The following is a 17,619-nucleotide window of genomic DNA, read 5'->3' on the forward strand; positions in this document are numbered from 1 at the left end:
TTGATAATTGTTCAGTTATGAGTGAGCGTTACCAGCAGCGGGGGGTTTCCGCTACCAAAGAAGATGTCCATCAGGCTATCCGCCATATTGATAAGGGACTGTTTCCTCAGGCCTTTTGTAAAATTGTACCCGACTGGCTAGGCGGTGACCCTGCTTACTGCAATATTATGCACGCCGACGGAGCAGGTACCAAATCATCGCTGGCGTATATGTACTGGCGAGAAACCGGCGATCTATCGGTTTGGCGGGGCATTGCTCAGGATGCGGTAGTGATGAATACCGATGATCTGCTCTGTGTAGGGGCGATTGATAATATTCTGTTGTCCTCTACCATTGGTCGTAACAAGCACCTCATTCCGGGCGAAGTGATACAAGCCATTATTGAAGGAACCGAAGAGGTACTGCAACTGCTGCGCGACCACGGTATGAATATTATTAGCACCGGAGGCGAAACTGCCGACTTAGGTGATTTGGTGCGGACTATTGTGGTAGACAGCACCGTTACCGCCCGAATGAGACGCAATAATGTGATCTCTAACGATCGTATTGCCGCGGGTGATGTTGTGGTAGGACTTGCCTCCTTTGGTCAGGCCAATTACGAGACTGAATACAACGGGGGTATGGGCAGCAACGGCCTTACCTCAGCCCGCCACGATGTATTTCACCACGCACTGGCCGAACAATACCCGGAAAGCTACGATCATCAGGTTCCTTCCGATCTGGTATATTCCGGTAGTAAATCGCTAACTGATAAATTGACTATTGAAGAGCAAGAGATTACGATAGGTAAGTTAGTTCTCTCTCCGACTCGAACTTACGCTCCCATTGTGCAGCAAATTCTAAAGAACTACCGGAGTCAAATTCACGGCATGGTACATTGTAGTGGCGGAGCGCAAACCAAAGTGCTGCACTTTGTGGAAAATTTGCACGTGATTAAAGACAACCTTTTCCCCACTCCCCCGCTGTTTCAGCTTATTCAGCAAGAGAGCCAAACCGCTTGGCAAGAAATGTACAAAGTATTCAACATAGGGCATCGCCTGGAGCTGTACGTACCTGAATCCTTAGCAAACGATATTATTGAAATTTCAGAGAGCTTGGGAGTAGCTGCTCAGATTATTGGGCGAGTAGAATCTGCCGATCAGAAGAAAGTAACTATTGAGAGTGAATATGGCAGTTTTGCATACTAAAAATTATACCTAGCAACACAAATATCTTATGTCTACAGATAAACCTGAAGACCTATCTAATGACACAGATAAGACTGCAGAACTGGAGAACCGAATCGACGATATAACTAAAAGAATTAGTTCGTTAGAACCTGACATTGTTGCCCAAGAGCATCGTATTGGTTCCATTGCCCGAAACTTATATCGGTATTTCGTACAAGAAACAGGTGATGAAGAGAATCTTCGCCGAAAGCGATTATCATCAGCCTATGCTGCAATCAACTGGATTTGGAAACTATCTGTAGCACGAATTGTCCTCTTAGGAGGAGGGGGCGCCATTGCTGTTCTTACTCTTATCATAGGTTTTAACACCTTACAAGAGTTTAAAGAACAAAATCAGACACTCAGAGATCAAAATAACTTGGTTGCTCAACAACAAAATGAATTAGTCAAGCAAAACCAATATTTACAAGACCAGAATATTCAAACGCTACGCTCAGTCAATGCTGAAGCAGCCTCCTCTTTAATAAAGGATATTCAAACCGAGTATTATCAAAGAAAGGTGGGTAACGAAGGTCAATCGTGGGAATTGCCGCTTAACCTAATTTACCGCATAACAGCAGTATCAAGAGCATTAGTCCCGTATGATACTATCGTAACACATTTTTTAGATGGTCGTCGGAAAATATATCCAGATTCAATAAGATGGCCAGGCTCACATGACTTGCAACAGTTAGTATACCATATATATATGCCTTACGATGATATGGGGGCTTACGACACGGTGTTTGTAAGCCCTGAGCGTGGTTTTTTATTAGGAACGCTTATTAATTTAGATGTAAAATTTCCCCTTTCACCAAGTCCTAATTTTGAGTATGCAATTCTACGCGATGCTCAGTTAGATGGTGCAAATCTTGAAAAGATAAATCTATATAAAGCCGATCTGAGAAACTCTACTCTCAACAATTCTAACTTGAGTTTAGCACAATTAATTGATGCTAATTTGACGGATGTTAATTTATCAAACTCTCTCCTGTTTAATACTGATTTAACTAGTGCTCATCTAAGACGAGTAGAATTTGATAGTTCTCAATTTTCAAACGGAATTTTTATAAATGCTGATCTAATTGGAGCATCCTTTGCAAATTGCTTACTTTATGGATCGATATTTACAAATGCTGACCTACGTAGAGTTAATTTTAGTGGTGCAACTCTCACAAATGTTAATATAGGTAGCGCTAATGTTTTTGAAGCTAGTTTTGGAGGTACCAAAATAGATACCACCTACCAATTAGTTTTTGTTAATAAAGATGCGGATAGCTTAGCTAATTTTGTTTCTTACGCTCTTTCTAGGGGTGCAATAGCATGGGAGGGCCAACAGCCTTTACCTGATAGTTTACAAAATCCAAATTACTACAGGTATTCATCAAAATATAACAGAAACGCTAGGTAAAGCATTGGTTATAGCGCAACTGCACAATCAGCTCTTCTAACTCAGCCGGACGTTGGGTGCCGATTAAAATTTGCTGGTCATCTATTAACTGTAGTTGCATCCCAAAGCGACCCGAAATAGTGTAGGCCTTTCCTCTCGGGCCGTAGCGCATTCCCCAACCGCCGTATTCGGCCAGCCCGTCGTAATCCCGAATATACATCTCATCAATATCTGCCCAAGCAATGTTGCGGGTTGCCCACTGAAATGGAAATAACTGAAACTTAATACCCTGTTTATTGATCTGCACAAAAAGGTGAGCTTTGTAGGCTAAAAGTACCAATCCACCCCAGATACCGCCGATAAACAACAATGCTGGTACCGGTAGCCAGGGCGTATCAGAAACCTGACTCTGAAGTACCTGAAAAACTCCCAGAAAAATTAAGGTGCCTAGCAGTGCTCCCAATAGCACCCAAATCCAGGTTTGCCGATAGCGCTGCACTTCGGTAAAGCACAGTACATCTGGGTTTTCTCTTTTAAACGATGGTTGCTGAATAGATACCATAACGCTGACCTCTTTTGCTTACACTAGTTACGAAGAGATACCCTGTATTCAAAGTTTTATCCCCCTTTATGATGTAAGGTATTGCTATTCGTCTGCAACTTATTCGCCTTCTTCTTACCACTATTATTTTGGGAATTGCGTCGCATACCTGTATCTTCAAATCATATCTTTCTTTAATGCATATAGTATTTTATTCACGATGTTTTTACTGCTGAGAACAGCATATTAGATTTACCACCAATATGAACACCACTAAGATTATTAATGCCAATATTGTTAATGAAGGCCATATTCAACAAGCTGATGTCCTGATAGAGGGGGCTTTCATTAGTCGCATCGAAGCTGACTTATCTTCTGTTGCTACCGATAATACGTATGACGCTCAGGGGAAACACTTACTCCCCGGATTGATTGACGATCAGGTACATTTCCGCGAACCCGGACTTACTCATAAGGCCACAATCTATTCGGAGGCGAAAGCTGCTGTAGCCGGAGGGATTACCTCCTTTATGGAAATGCCGAACACCGTACCCAATGCGCTCACCCAAAAATTACTACAAGATAAGTACGATACTGCCGCCCAGCATTCGCTAGCGAACTACTCGTTTTACATGGGGGTTTCTAATGACAATTTAGAAGAAGTGCTGCAAACCAACACCCAACAGGTGTGCGGACTAAAGGTGTTTATGGGTTCTTCTACCGGAAATATGCTGGTAGATAATGAACAAACATTACGCAACGTATTTGCCCAATCGCCCATGCTAGTGGCTACCCATTGCGAAGATGAGGCTACTATTCGGGCTAATATGCAGCAGTTCCGCGAGCAGTACGGTGAAGAAGTTCCTATTCGCTGCCATCCCGATATTCGTAGCGAAGAAGCGTGTTACAAATCTTCTTCTCTGGCAGTATCCTTAGCCAAGGAGTTTGGCACTCGCCTGCACGTTTTGCACATCTCTACCGCCAAAGAACTTTCCCTGTTTAGTAACGATATTCCGTTAGAAGAAAAGCGCATAACGGCTGAAGCTTGTTTGCATCACCTTTGGTTTAACGACCAAGACTACAGCGAAAAAGGAACATTTATTAAGTGGAACCCGGCGGTAAAAACTGCCCAAGATCAAGCAGCAATTTTGGAGGCTGTTATTAATCATACCATTGATGTATTAGCCACTGACCACGCTCCACATACTTTATCTGAAAAACAGCAAACATATTTTAAAGCTCCTTCAGGCGGGCCGCTGGTACAACACCATCTGGTAGCTTTGTTGGAGATGCATCATCAAGGAAAGATCACTTTAGAAAAAATAGTGGAAAAAGCCTGTCATCATCCCGCTCAATTATTTGAGGTAGACCGCCGAGGCTTTATTCGCGAAGGTCATTACGCTGACTTGGTACTCGTAGATTTGAACCGTCCCTGGACTGTGCAAACCGACAATATTCTCTACCTCTGCGGCTGGTCACCGTTTGAAGATACTACTTTTCAGTCGCAGGTGACTCATACCTTTATTTCTGGGCACTGCGCGTATGCTAACGGACAATTTGATGAGTCGCAACGGGGATTACGTCTGGAATTCAGGCGGGAAGCCAATTAACTGCGTTGTAACTGAGAGGTGAATGTGTTTTAGTCGCTAACATTGCTCATGTGGGAAAAAGCCTGAATATTTTTTTATTCATCTTTACGTTGATAGCCTATCTCAGCCCCTACGTTTCTCCTGCTCAGGCGTGGCTAGCTGGCTTCTTTTCAATGATTATTCCGGGGTTGCTGTTGCTGCACGCTTTTTTGCTGGCTTACTATATTACTCAACGAAAAAAGTGGTATCTGTTTTCTCTCGTTGCACTGGTTCTAGGGTATCAGTATTTGCTCGCGAGCTTTACGGTGAGTGCTCCATCTACTCCCGAAAGTACACCGTTCTCGGTGTTAAGCTACAATGTACGAGTCTTCAACACGTACGCCTACTTCCAGAATGAGAACGAGCCGGGTAAATCCATGATTAATTGGTTGACTGATGAAGATGCCGATATAAAATGCCTGCAAGAATACTATAACAATGACCAATCTTCTACCTTTAATACTACCGATCGGTTAGAAGCAAACGGTACTTATCATAGATATGTCAACCCTAACTTAGTGAATCGGGTGGGTGCCGAGTTTGGCTTGGCAATCTTTAGTCGCTACCCCATTCTCCGGCGGGGTAGTGTCGCTTTACCCGACTCAACCCATTTTGGTATTTACACTGATCTGAAGATAAAGCAGGATACTGTGCGGGTATATAATGTCCACTTACAATCTATGAGTATTGATGAGCGTGATTTGAGCGATTTGGAAGGGGTCCGTAATAACTATTCTTCGGTATTTCATAAGCTCAAGCACGGATTTGTGAGTAGGGCTGGCCAAATAGACCGCTTGGTTGAACATTTGCAAACCAGCCCGCACCCGGTAATTGTATGTGGTGACTTTAACGACCTTCCTTACAGCTACACGTATTTTACCCTACGTCAGTGGCTCCATAACGCTTTTGAACGCGCCGGTAACGGCTTAGGGTTTAGCTACAACGGTCGCCTATTTTTCCTGCGTATTGATAACCAGTTCTACAGCAAATCACTGAAAGCCCATTCTTTCAAAACTATTCGGAAAGTTACCTTCTCCGATCACTTTCCGGTGGTAACGCAGTATTCATTTACTAAAAATTAATAGTACTATTGGTAATCTACTACCATATTCCTAAATTTGCATCCCTCTATAAACGGTGATTGTAGTTCAGTTGGTTAGAACGCCTGATTGTGGTTCAGGAGGTCGCGGGTTCGAGTCCCGTCTTTCACCCTTTAACAATCTACAGGAGCCACTGATGCTAGGGCATGAGTGGTTTTTTTTGTACCTTTCTACTGTCGTTTTTATTACCATGCAACCAGAGAATACCACCGTCCGGATGAATCAGCGTTTTCTTATGGCTGTTACTCAATTTTTTTTGACATGTATTTTTGATAGGAAAAAGTATGTCGGCATCGGAATTTATGTTATTACCATTACCAGAAAAAATAGACCTGCTGTATCGGGAGGGAACATTTGTTGTGGCCATCCGGTACTACGGTTATAAGGTAAACCTCTATCTAATTAACGGATTTTACGTTGAAGCTTTCTATAACCATAAGCTAGATAAAATTGAGCGGATTGAGCTGCTTCCCAATTCCCACACTCGCCTAAAATTCTACTCCGACCAGATTTCTCTCCCCAACGACTTATTGCAATAGTATTCAGGCGGTTGCCGCGCAATGTTCAGGTGTTCAAAATTATTGACCCTTGACCTGATGTGAAAAACTTGAACACCTGAGCACACAAATACATGAATACTACATTATATCGTTACATTTCCCCAGTTCTCTCCTGAGCGGATACGATTGAGCTGGGTATGCGTAATATTGAATCGCTTGGCAATCATACTTAGGCGAGTTTTATTGCTTTTCAGCAAACGCTTAATCACCCGCACATCAGTTTCGGTTAGTTTGTAACCCGTAGTACGGCTCCGAAGTATGGCTGGGTTATGATTATTATGTTCGTTTAGCTCCCTTTCGGTCATCCAGCGCAAATTGTACCGACTATTATTCTGCTTATTGTAATCCAGATGCACTACGTACTTGTACTCAATCGATGGTTGTTCTAAGAACGCGCCCGCCACTAAGCGATGAATGTAGTGGGTTTGCGATACCTTTTTTCCTAAGCGAACCATTACTGATAAATAGCCATTAACATTTGATCCTTTCATAACGCGACCGTTGATTTTATCAACAGCAAAACTTCTTATTCGGCCGTGGCTAGATACTTCATAACGGGCGTGGGGCAGTGGGGTGTCGAAACGAATTTTTTTCCAGACTTCGCTTCTGTACCGATTAATACTCATGATTAAAAAATTTGCAGTGTATTAGATGAATATTATTAAAAAGCTTCTATTTGCCTGAGTCAGTCGCCATCTCCAATAGCAATTCATGTATTTGTACTATCTGAGGAACAATCAGTACACCTCCACTATTATCAATTGTCACATCAGCTAATTGGTGACGCTCTTCATCACCAAACTGCTTATTCATAATAGCTTCAACCTGTCTCTTTGTCCGATGGACATCTCTTTCTAGTACTCGTTGCAATCGGGTATCTCGCCCGGCATCTACATTAATGACGTAATCGAGCTGACGATAAGAACCTGTTTCGTAAAGTAAGGCAGCTTCTTTGAGCGTGTAGGGCTTTTGTAAGCGGTGCTTTACCCATTGGGTATAATCTTCGGCAACTTTAGGGTGCACCAACTGGTTTAGCAAGGAAAGTTTTTTAGGATTGCCAAACACTTCTTTAGCTAAAAAAATGCGATCTAAACACCCTTGTTGATCGTAAGCAGCATTGCCAAAGGCTGATTTAATCTGTTTTATTAAGTGAGGGTTATGCTGTTGAAGCCATTTGGCACGCTGGTCGGCGTAATATACGTCAATTCCTAAAACTTCAAAAATTTTACACACAAAAGTCTTACCGGAACCAATCCCCCCGGTAATTCCTACTTTCAGCAACTTAGGGGGCATACTGCACGGGTATGCGTGAGGGCTTAAAACTAATATCGCTCACAATAGCTGGTATATTGACTAGCTTCACTGCTACTGTACTATCCTCAGAATTCCAAGTTTCCAGATCAGCTTCCGATTGAAAACTTAGTTGATTAAGTGCGGGTGAAATAAGATCATCAGGCAACCAAAAAGAGACGGTCACAAAATTCTGAGCCAAATAGACAGAAGAATCTTCAGGAAAGTTAACTGGAACCACGGTAGTTTTTCGTTCTACTTTGGTATACAATTCAGTTGCTAAACGTACAACTACTTCGTTGGGGGAAGCTTCTATGCGGTTATCTGGCAACGATACTTCTAAGATAGCTTCTACCTTACCAGAAACTTCTCGGTTGTTTAATGATAGTTGTAGCGTATCTGGTAAATTATCTACTAGCGAAGTGGGACCCCACACTTCTACTTGGGACGGTAATACCCTCATATCTGATACCATACGGTAGTTTTCGGCCAATTGCATAGACTGAGGATCTACTGCAACCGCTACGGTTCTATTCTGGGTGCTATCAATATTAATCCGTAACGTATCGGTGACTACATAGTCGAGATCGAGGTTATCTAACTGCCCACTGATTCCCTCGGCCAACGATTGCCCCAAAATATACTTTGTTCGGGTAGGTGTATCAAGGCTTACTTCCAGGGGGGTAGTATTGAGCCGTAGTGATTTTTTCAGTAAATCCCATCCGCCACCCGTTACTTGTACTGTTACATCTTCGGGTAGTTCACTTAACAGATAGGTGTTACTATCCGAGGGATAAGTAATTGCGAGCGGATAGCGAATTCGGGTGGTGTAATTATCCTTATTGAGCGCACTGAAAAACCAGAACGTGGTAGCCGCTATCACGCAAAGAATTACCACCTTCAGACTTCCTTGTCCGGAAGGTAGCAACCGCTCAATAAATTGAGCTACACTTCGTAATTTGTTAACACGCCGACTCAAAGCTATTACTTAGCATACTGCTTGCTGGCTTCTAATGAAATAGAGGTCTTATCAAATCTAATTCGAGCTCCTCGATCTACTTCTAGTGTCACACTATTTTCTTCTAGTGCAACTACCTTACCGTGCATACCACCCACAGTGACCACCATATCGCCTTTTTTGATGGCTCCAATAAACGTTCGCTGGTCTTTCTGCTTTTTTTGCTGAGGACGAATCATGAAAAAATAAAAAATGATGGCAATCCCTCCAAGTAAGATAAGATTGCCAATAAGTCCGTTTTGTCCGGAACTTGCCTGAAGCAAGATAGATTGAAACATAATAGGTTGTGAGTCAATAAAGTTATTTGCGAACAGGTCCGCTCGTTTCTTCTCCTTTGGGGTTTACGTTGGTTTTGATAAACAATCGGGTAACCGCTGGTTCAGTATTCGCTGTAATGGTGATTGTTTTGTTCTGCACCCCAGGGCGATTCTGGCTGTTAAATTTCACCTGAACTTCTCCGGTTTCGCCGGGGGCTACCGGCTCACGCGAGTAGCTAGGGGTGGTACAGCCACATGAGGCCGACGTACTCTGAATGACCAAAGGAGCTTCTCCAGTATTGGTAAACGTAAATGTATGCTCCACTATTTCGCCTTCCGTGATGGTGCCAAAGTCATAATTTAATTCTTCGAATTCAAACTTAGGTAAGTTTGCGGTGCTTTCGCTTTCCATAGAGGTAGGAGAAGCTTCTTCCAAAGCTGCCACTTCAGTAGCGGGAGCTTCTGATACTTCTGTCTCCGATGCTTTGCTTCCCGCATTAGAATCGCATCCACTCAAACCCCAGAGGCCAATCAAGGCCGTTGCTAGACTTAAACCAACTTGTTTCATATTATTTCTAACGTTATGTGAATATGTGATATAACTATTCTTTTATTCTTTACGGATTTGCCCTAAGAGATTATCTACGTCATCAAGCAACTGACGTGCCTTTTCCCGAGCCTCGTTAATTACTTTTTCACCGTCGCTCTTAGCAACACTATCGGGCAATTGTTCTTTAGTACGTACCAAGTCACCCAGCAGTTCCTCTAGTTTGAAGCGGTATCGCTCCAGACGATACGTCATACGGTCGCGAGTGTTAGTACCTGTGTCGGGTGCATACAAAAGTCCGACCGCTACTCCAGCAGCTAAGCCAGACAATAGAAGTACGAAACTGCCTATGGTTTTGCTCATAAATGATATTGATTAATAAAATTAAATTCTCCGCAAAGTTCGCATTATCTACGAAATTCGCAAAGATAAGCAACGACCTTAACGATTATCAATCAACCCTCGCCCACTCTTCCGAATTAAACTTCTCTCTTGTAACGACTGAGCAATTACATCTAGTAACCCATTAATAAACTGTTTACTTTTTTGAGTACTATACTGCTTAGATACATCTACGTACTCATTAATGGTTACTTTCACCGGAATGCTAGAAAAATTAATCATTTCAGCAATGGCCATCTTCAGTATCACCTGATCCATGCTGGCAATCCGGTCTATCGCCCAATTTTTAGATTTCTCGGCAATAATTTGCTCATACTCCGCATCGTTCCGAACCGTCAGGCTGTAAAGCTTCTCAAAAAAGGCTTTATCATCTTCCCAATTGGGAGTAAGGGTAGCAATCTCAATACCCTCGGCTGGATGCTCGACGATTGATTTCAAACTCCGGTTCACTAGACTCCGAATCACTTTCTGATTTTCCTCCCAACTAATATCTAAGTCCTCAAAAAAGTTGTTCACCACTTCACTTTTCAGCAAATGCTCATTAAACACCTGACGAACCACAGTAACATCCTCCTCCAGTGTAGTGTCGGTAGCGTGCTGATACGTAAGAAACGCTTCATCCTCCTTTATCGTATTTCGGTAGAGCTGGCGAATGGCTCCCTGCTGTTCTTCCCACGACCAATTTCGGTTGGCGGCTTCCTGCTGTAGTGCCTGATTATCGCGAATTGCTTGCACCACTGGATTAAGATAGAAGCGGGTAGAAACGGCTTTTTCCGGCAGCACACTTTCCGCAGAACGGGGCTTTTTCTGAATCTCTCGGTGCGATTCGTCGGCTACCGCTACCAGTAGTAACAGCGACAATTTGTAGTGGTCGCTCATGCTCTCTACCCGCGCCAACATCTGATTCTTTAGAAATGCTCGGTCTTTCTGCGTTTGCGTATCGTAACGTTCCAATGCTTCCTTCGCTACTCGTTGAGCGGTTTCTGATGATTTTGTCGGACCCAAATTACCTTCTAGCCGAGCGGTAAGAATTTCTTCGGCCATTCGGCGGTCTTGCGCCAACTGCTCCGGGTCGGGAAGTTCCATCGCATTCAAGTCCGGTTCAAAAGCCGCGCGCACGTAGTCAAAAGCCAAGGCTCGATTAGCCTGCTGGCACTGTTGGTACGCATAAATATGCTGCATAGCCTTAATCCGCAAAAGTCGTCGATTCAGCATAAAATAGTGGGTTTGTAACTTACTAACAGCAGAGAAACAACAAAATGCATTAAATGATTTACGACATGTAGCCTTTTTTATAACTAACAGGTGTTCAGGTGTTCGGGGCTAAGGTGTTTTAGTGTTATGGTACTATGGTGCGGGGTGTTACAGTGTTTTGGTGTTATAGTACTTTGGTGTTCAACATTAAACTCAGCCATGAATACCATAACACTTTAACACACAAACACCTGAACACACTATAGTTGAGAAATGGAGGCGATGCGGTCTTCGGCCATTTTCATCGCGATTCGGTGAGGCTCGGTCTGTTGTTGGGCGGCTTGCTGAAGCACGGCTTGGCATACATCGTAAATACGCTCCGCTTTCTGAAATAGATATTCTTTGGAATACGTACCAAAGTACTCGGCAGCCACGGCCATAATGCCTCCGGCATTCACTAAAAAATCGGGGGCGTAGACTACTCCTCGTTTCCGAAGTACTGCCCCGTGCCGCTGCTCATTAGCTAGTTGGTTGTTAGCTCCCCCAGCAATTACCTGACAGCTCAGCCGGGAAATTGTATCGTCGTTCAGCGTGGCCCCTAACGCGCAGGGTGCATAAATATCAGCCAAAATATCGTAGATACCATCTAGGCTAACCACGTGCGCCCCAAATTCCCGCGACACGCGTTGAAGCTTATCTTCGGAGATATCGGCAGCAAAAACAATGGCTTTTTCCTTGGTGAGATACTCCGTTAGTTTACTTCCTACTGCTCCCACTCCCTGCACGGCCACCTTTTTACCTTCTAGGCTATCGGTACCGAACGCTTCTTTGGCGGCGGCTTTCATGCCCATGTACACTCCGTAGGCAGTAACCAGTGAAGACGAGCCCGAGCCTCCAATGGCTTCTGGCAGGCCAGTTACGTGGCGAGTTTCCATCCGAACGTATTCCAAATCGCTTAAGGTCATGTTTACGTCTCCGGCAGTTACGTATTTTCCGCCCAACCCATCAATGAATTTTCCGAACCGGCGTAAGTAGGCTTCGTTCTTTAACTTCTTTGGGTCACCAATTAACACGGCTTTGCCTCCTCCTACGTTTAAGCCAGAAATGGCCGACTTATACGTCATGCCTCGGGCCAGACGAATAGCATCCGTCAATGCCTCTTCATCAGAAGCATAATTCCACATGCGGGTGCCGCCCATCGCTGGTCCCAAGGCCGTAGAATGAATTGCTACAATGGCCTTCAGTCCGGTTGTGCTATCGTAGCAGTGCACAACCTGCTCATGATCGCAGGGCGCCATCTGATTAAATACCGAAGCATTTTTTCCTTCAGATTCACCTTGTTCTTTCTGTAAAGTGGCATCCTTATCCGCTAATATATTTTCCATATTGATTCTTTTCAGAGGAGGGCAAAGGTAGATTTTTTTTGAGTGGACGGCAATTCATTCTGGCAAGTAAGAACCATTTGAGTTAACAACCGTTCTAAATCAACGTGAAGGAACTCAGCTATCTCAATAAGTACCTCTACAAGTATCGGTACCGCCTCCTGCTTGGACTTTTATTCATCATTATTTCTAACATTCTGGCAATTATTCCCGCCCAGATTGTTCGGCGAGCGATTAATCTGGTACAGGAGAATATTTCCCTCTATCAAGTGTTCGAGGGGCTGGAGTCGCAAGAGGGCATTTACGACACTTTTGCCGGAAGCATTCTGGTGTATGGCGTAGCGATACTAGCACTAGCGCTAGGTAAAGGTTTCTTTACTTTTTTGATGCGTCAAACCATTATTGTGGTTTCCCGCCTTGTGGAGTATGACCTGAAGAATGAGGTGTACGCCCACTATCAGTCGTTACCCATGAGTTTTTATCGGAAAAATAACACTGGCGACCTGATGGCCCGTATTTCCGAAGATGTTAGTAAAGTGCGGATGTACCTGGGGCCAGCCATTATGTACGGACTCAACCTCTCGGTGCTGTTTATGATCCTAATTCCGTACATGATTTCGGTCAACGCTCGGCTCACATTGTACACCCTTATTCCGCTACCGATTTTGTCGCTGAGCATTTACTACGTAAACAATATTATTAACCGAAAGTCGGAAGAAATTCAGCGCAGCTTATCGGGCTTGTCTACTTATGTGCAGGAGGCTTTTTCGGGTATCCGAGTACTGAAGGCGTTTGTGCGAGAAGAAGATTCGGCTCAGCAGTTTCGTATTGAAAGCGACGATTATAAGGATAAATCTATCAGTTTGGCCAAAGTAAATGCACTATTTATTCCGCTGATTATGGCACTGGTAGGCTTGAGTTCGGTGATTACGGTATTTGTAGGCGGAGTGGAAGTAATTAGTGGTGCTATTTCTCCCGGAGTGATTGCCGAGTTTATTATCTACGTAAACATGCTCACCTGGCCGGTAGCTTCACTCGGCTGGATTACCAGTATTGTGCAGCGAGCTGCGGCTTCCCAAAAACGGATCAATGAGTTTCTGAATACGAAGACGGGTATTATTTCGGAAGAAAATATTGAGCGGGAAATTCAGGGCGATATTACTTTACAAAACGTAAATTTTATCTATCCCGATTCCGGGATTCATGCCCTGAAAGACGTTTCGTTTGCGGTAGAAGCCGGACAATCCATTGCGATTGTAGGAACTACTGGCTCGGGCAAAAGCACCATTGCCAACATTATTCCCCGCATGTACGACGTAAGCTCCGGTGAGGTACTCATCGACGGTATTGATATCAAAAAGTACAATCTAAAATCTTTACGCAGCCAGATTGGCTACGTGCCCCAGGATGTTTTCCTGTTTTCTGACACGATTTTTAACAATATTGCTTTCGGCTCGGAAGAAGCCCCTAACGAAGCAGAGATTAAGAAAGCAGCGTATATCGCCGACTTGGAAAAGACCCTAAATGAGTTTCCTGATGGCTTTGCTACCCGCTTGGGCGAACGGGGCATTACACTCTCAGGTGGACAAAAGCAGCGTGTTTCTATTGCCCGCGCTATTGCCCGCGACCCGAAAATTCTAATTTTAGACGATTGCTTATCGGCGGTAGACACTAAAACGGAAAACACTATTCTCAATGAGCTAAAAGAGGTAATGAAAGACCGCACGACGGTTATTATCTCCCATCGGGTATCTTCCGCCAAATTGGCTGATAAAATTATCGTACTAGACGATGGCTGCATTGTGGAGCAAGGAACAAACGAATCTTTACTGGCTCAAAATGGCGTTTATAAGGAGCTTTACGATAAACAGTTACAAGCAAACGAAGCTGAAGTTACTTCTCGTTGATCATTTGATTTCATTTGATTTCATTTGATTTCATTTGATTTCATTTGATTTCATTTGATTTCATTTGATTTCATTTGATTTCATTTGATTTCATTTGATTTCAAAATATTGATCCACAGACACTTATCTAATTTATTTCTTAATTTTCTTTCTATTTATTTTTTTTTAGATCATACGTTCTATCTTTTTTCGCACCGCCAGTAGTTAATACATTCTTATTTACCATTTTATACAAAGTTTTTTGAATATCTGCTTTAGGTGCTTCATTCAATCTGTTTTGAATGTCAGCTATTTTACTCCTGCCGTTATACTTCAAATCCTCTATAATAAGTGCTTCTAGTTTATATGGTTCGATTGTTTTTAGCGATGGAATAATATCAATTTTAGCCTGTGAAAATAAAACTGGATTAAGTAGATACGCTGTTCCTTTTCTAGCTCCTCGCGATATTATAATTCCGTTGTCTATTAACGTGCCTATCCAAAAGCGCATTTTATCTTCCTGGTTAAGCTGAAGTTTCCGAGCTAGTTGAGTAGAAAGTATTTTCTTTTCAGTAGCTATCAAACCTAGTGTAATGTATTCTTTTTGAGTAAGTTGGTAATACTTATCAATATAGTCTAGAATAGAGACTGCCTCGTTGTCTACTGAATTAGAGTAAACGGTTACTGATACCTGCATAAACTCCGATTCAATTTGAGGCATTGGTTTAGCATCGCGAGCAAGCTTCTCGTACACTAAATCATATCCGGAACCTTCTCCTTCCATTAACTTCAGATCATTTAGAATCTTTATTAGATGAGGGTTACGCCGATGCTGTTTGTGCAAGATATTGTTTTCATCAATCCCTAACGGAAGACTACCAGGACTGGTAATAGTCATCCTATCTGGATACACCTTAATGAATATGTCACTGGAAATGGTGTAGCTCCGATGAGCAATAGCATTGATAAGTAACTCGCGCACTACTTCACGAGGATACTGTCTGATATTTTTGCGAAATAATCCATCGGGTAATTCGGTGCTATAAGTAAGTTCTACTGCCTCACGCTCTAATTCTAATAATAACTCTTTAGGATTATACCGATGAAAATGCCAGTCTCTTTTTCTAATCTTTTCCTCTCGCTCATTATAAACGATATACTGAATCGTGAGCGGATAGTTGAGGCGTGCACGTTGAGCAGGTGTACCAAGCCATAGTATGCCCAAATTAGTTAGGCCTCCTTCAGAGTTAACCAGTTGGTAAAATTCTGCTATTTCTGCCGCCTCTTTGTTTTTAATGAACTCCGAGACTTTATCAGAGGATCTAATATCCTGTATGAATAGATTTACCTTAGCTTCATCAGCATTCGATAAAGAGACTTTCTGAGGAGTAATAATTTCCCACTGAAAGGCTGTTTTCTCGGCAGCCAAATGCGTTAGGTCATTACTACTAACGGGAAAGCAATTATCAGATACCCGAATAAATACTTTTCCTGAGGAAGTTGTAGCGATAGCTCTAACTGAAGGCAATATCTTCAATACAAAGTATTCACCACCATTGATATGCCGTATGATGGAGGGATCGACAATACCCACTCCGTCCGTAAGTCCGCGAAGCTTCTTCATTATTTCGTTGACATTAGTTTGATTCACCCTTTGATTAGTAGGAGGCTCACTGGTAGCATCTTCTATACCGATTATTATTTCGCCTCCTTGTGCGTTAGCAAAGCAAACGCAAATCTCCGCAAGCTTTTTTAAGTCTGCTCTAGACCCAATAGCTAAACGAAGACTTTTGTAGTCTCTATCTTTATTCTCTACCATAAAACTCTTGGTACTATTTGTTCTGTAGTCAATTTGAAAAGATAGAATGTTGCTTTTGCTTTTCCAAAATGAAAAGAATTGGGTAAATAGCAGTGTTTTAATTGATTACTCAGAAAGAAGGTTTTATGAGCCATCGAGGAGCGAATAATTCTTATTTCGGAAATATTGGGGAGGCGATTAGTTCATTGCTAACGGGATTGAAACTGTCCTTCCGCCATCTGTGGCAAGCCCGACAGAAGCGGGAACCGATGGGTGTAGCCGAAGATAATTACTTTGAACGGCAAAACGGTATTGTTACCCTTCAGTACCCGCACGAAACTTTTCCGGTACCGGATATTGGGCGTTACCAGCTTCATAACGAGATTGACGACTGCATCGTCTGCGATAAGTGCGCGAAAATTTGCCCGGTTGATTGCATCGAGATTGAACCGGTGCGAGCTACGGGAGAGATTGGTAAAACCTCCGATGGTTCGTCCAAACGACTTTATGCCGCAACGTTTGATATTGATATGGCCAAGTGTTGCTTTTGCGGCTTATGTACCACCGTTTGCCCTACCGAATGCCTCACCATGACCAAAGAGTACGACTTCAGTGTTTTTGATATTCAAGAGCATACCTTTGCCTTTTCCGAAATGACGGCAGCAGAAATAGCAGAGAAGCAACAAGAGTTTGAGGAATACCAGAAGCAAAAAGTAGCCGCTAAGGCGGCCGCCCCTAAACCTAAAGCAACGGTTCGCCCTAAAGTGGGGGCAAAGCCTGTCTTTAAACCTAGAATTCCTGTTCCGAAGAAAAAACCTAACCAACCACCATCCGAAGAATGAATCTATCGGTAGAAATAATAGCCTTTTATGCTTTTGCCGGATTGGTCGTTCTTTCAGCAATCGTTATCCTGTTTACCCGCAATGTGTTGTACGCAGCCTTTTCGCTGCTACTGACTTTTCTGGGAATTTCAGCGGTATACGTACTGGCCGGAGCTGATTTTTTGGCCGTGATGCAAATTTTGGTGTACGTGGGTGGAGTATTGGTGTTGCTCGTTTTCGGAGTGATGCTCACCAACCAGGTAGCCGGAAAATCAGTGCGTACCCAACACCACAACCAGTTTTGGGGACTGCTTATTGGCGGAGCCTTATTCTTCTTGTTAGCGCAGGCTATTTGGTTTATTGATATGAGTAGCTTGGTATGGCTACAGACCGCCAAGACGGTTCAGGCTTCTACGGTATCCACCCTTGGTATTCAACTAATGAGCGATTTTATTTTGCCCTTCGAGCTAACCGCAGTGCTGCTGTTAGTGGCACTTATTGGGGCGGCCTACGTAGCCCAGCGACAGTTGTAATCCAGAGTGTTCGAGTGTTCAAAATTACTGCTTCTTAACTCGGAGTAAAAAACTCTGAACTCAA

At 43.2% G+C, this 17,619-nt stretch carries 18 protein-coding genes and 1 tRNA gene; 9 read left to right on the top strand and 10 right to left on the bottom strand.

Annotated elements, in window-relative coordinates; translation table 11 throughout:
- The first annotated feature begins 17 nt into the window (after positions 1 to 17).
- On the top strand, positions 18 to 1,187 hold the full coding sequence (locus P0M28_RS11295) for an AIR synthase related protein (RefSeq protein WP_302210007.1): 1,170 nt from the start codon (positions 18 to 20) through the stop codon (positions 1,185 to 1,187).
- Positions 1,188 to 1,215: 28 nt separating this feature from the next.
- On the top strand, positions 1,216 to 2,619 hold the full coding sequence (locus P0M28_RS11300; RefSeq protein ID WP_302210008.1) for a pentapeptide repeat-containing protein: 1,404 nt from the start codon (positions 1,216 to 1,218) through the stop codon (positions 2,617 to 2,619).
- Here the strand turns inward: P0M28_RS11300 and P0M28_RS11305 are convergent.
- A complete protein-coding gene (locus P0M28_RS11305) occupies positions 2,612 to 3,160 on the bottom strand; it encodes a hypothetical protein (RefSeq protein ID WP_302210009.1) in 549 nt (182 codons plus the stop codon). The two genes, P0M28_RS11300 and P0M28_RS11305, sit on opposite strands and share 8 nt — an antisense overlap.
- Before the next feature lie 242 nt (positions 3,161 to 3,402).
- Here P0M28_RS11305 and P0M28_RS11310 point away from each other — a divergent pair, with 242 nt between their 5' ends.
- From P0M28_RS11310 to P0M28_RS11325, 4 genes are all read left to right on the top strand, one after another.
- Entirely contained in the window at positions 3,403 to 4,749 is a 1,347-nt protein-coding gene (locus P0M28_RS11310; RefSeq protein WP_302210010.1) for a dihydroorotase, read from the top strand.
- A 50-nt stretch (positions 4,750 to 4,799) separates the two neighbouring features.
- Positions 4,800 to 5,849 (top strand): endonuclease/exonuclease/phosphatase family protein, encoded by a 1,050-nt coding sequence (locus P0M28_RS11315; RefSeq protein ID WP_302210011.1) that lies wholly within the window; start codon positions 4,800 to 4,802, stop codon positions 5,847 to 5,849.
- 54 nt (positions 5,850 to 5,903) lie between these two features.
- A tRNA-His gene (locus P0M28_RS11320) sits at positions 5,904 to 5,979 on the top strand.
- A 172-nt stretch (positions 5,980 to 6,151) separates the two neighbouring features.
- Positions 6,152 to 6,406 (top strand): hypothetical protein, encoded by a 255-nt coding sequence (locus P0M28_RS11325; protein ID WP_302210012.1) that lies wholly within the window; start codon positions 6,152 to 6,154, stop codon positions 6,404 to 6,406.
- Positions 6,407 to 6,510: 104 nt separating this feature from the next.
- On the opposite strand, the gene P0M28_RS11330 is transcribed toward P0M28_RS11325, so the two are convergent.
- The 8 genes from P0M28_RS11330 to P0M28_RS11365 all read right to left on the bottom strand — a co-directional run bounded on the left by P0M28_RS11330 (position 6,511) and on the right by P0M28_RS11365 (position 12,520).
- Positions 6,511 to 7,053, bottom strand: coding sequence for an NUMOD4 domain-containing protein (locus tag P0M28_RS11330; protein WP_302210013.1), 543 nt, complete (start codon positions 7,051 to 7,053; stop codon positions 6,511 to 6,513).
- Positions 7,054 to 7,099: 46 nt separating this feature from the next.
- Entirely contained in the window at positions 7,100 to 7,720 is a 621-nt protein-coding gene (coaE, locus tag P0M28_RS11335; RefSeq protein ID WP_302210014.1) for a dephospho-CoA kinase, read from the bottom strand.
- Entirely contained in the window at positions 7,710 to 8,696 is a 987-nt protein-coding gene (locus P0M28_RS11340; RefSeq protein ID WP_302210015.1) for a YbbR-like domain-containing protein, read from the bottom strand. Before P0M28_RS11340 ends, coaE begins: the two co-directional genes overlap by 11 nt.
- 5 nt (positions 8,697 to 8,701) lie before the next feature.
- On the bottom strand, positions 8,702 to 9,013 hold the full coding sequence (yajC, locus tag P0M28_RS11345; protein WP_302210016.1) for a preprotein translocase subunit YajC: 312 nt from the start codon (positions 9,011 to 9,013) through the stop codon (positions 8,702 to 8,704).
- A gap of 22 nt (positions 9,014 to 9,035) precedes the next feature.
- Entirely contained in the window at positions 9,036 to 9,560 is a 525-nt protein-coding gene (locus P0M28_RS11350) for a DUF1573 domain-containing protein (protein WP_302210017.1), read from the bottom strand.
- 42 nt (positions 9,561 to 9,602) lie between these two features.
- The gene (locus tag P0M28_RS11355; RefSeq protein ID WP_302210018.1) at positions 9,603 to 9,902 is read right to left on the bottom strand and encodes a YtxH domain-containing protein; all 300 of its coding nucleotides are present in this window, start codon (positions 9,900 to 9,902) and stop codon (positions 9,603 to 9,605) included.
- Between the two features lie 78 nt (positions 9,903 to 9,980).
- A complete protein-coding gene (gene nusB / locus P0M28_RS11360) occupies positions 9,981 to 11,156 on the bottom strand; it encodes a transcription antitermination factor NusB (RefSeq protein ID WP_302210019.1) in 1,176 nt (391 codons plus the stop codon).
- Positions 11,157 to 11,395: 239 nt separating this feature from the next.
- Positions 11,396 to 12,520 (bottom strand): Glu/Leu/Phe/Val family dehydrogenase, encoded by a 1,125-nt coding sequence (locus P0M28_RS11365; protein WP_302210020.1) that lies wholly within the window; start codon positions 12,518 to 12,520, stop codon positions 11,396 to 11,398.
- Between the two features lie 104 nt (positions 12,521 to 12,624).
- Between P0M28_RS11365 and P0M28_RS11370 the strand changes: the two genes are divergently transcribed.
- Positions 12,625 to 14,424, top strand: a complete 1,800-nt coding sequence (locus P0M28_RS11370) for an ABC transporter ATP-binding protein (protein ID WP_302210021.1) — start codon at positions 12,625 to 12,627, stop codon at positions 14,422 to 14,424.
- Between the two features lie 151 nt (positions 14,425 to 14,575).
- On the opposite strand, the gene P0M28_RS11375 is transcribed toward P0M28_RS11370, so the two are convergent.
- Positions 14,576 to 16,222 (bottom strand): ATP-binding protein, encoded by a 1,647-nt coding sequence (locus P0M28_RS11375; RefSeq protein ID WP_302210022.1) that lies wholly within the window; start codon positions 16,220 to 16,222, stop codon positions 14,576 to 14,578.
- A 125-nt stretch (positions 16,223 to 16,347) separates the two neighbouring features.
- Here P0M28_RS11375 and P0M28_RS11380 point away from each other — a divergent pair, with 125 nt between their 5' ends.
- Together P0M28_RS11380 and P0M28_RS11385 are read left to right on the top strand one after the other, a co-directional pair.
- On the top strand, positions 16,348 to 17,043 hold the full coding sequence (locus tag P0M28_RS11380) for a 4Fe-4S dicluster domain-containing protein (protein ID WP_302210023.1): 696 nt from the start codon (positions 16,348 to 16,350) through the stop codon (positions 17,041 to 17,043).
- Positions 17,040 to 17,555, top strand: a complete 516-nt coding sequence (locus P0M28_RS11385) for an NADH-quinone oxidoreductase subunit J family protein (protein WP_302210024.1) — start codon at positions 17,040 to 17,042, stop codon at positions 17,553 to 17,555. The genes P0M28_RS11380 and P0M28_RS11385 overlap by 4 nt, the downstream gene beginning before the upstream one ends.
- Positions 17,556 to 17,619: the final 64 nt, after the last annotated feature.

This window comes from Tunicatimonas pelagia (assembly GCF_030506325.1).
Classification (GTDB): Bacteria; Bacteroidota; Bacteroidia; order Cytophagales; family Cyclobacteriaceae; genus Tunicatimonas; species Tunicatimonas pelagia.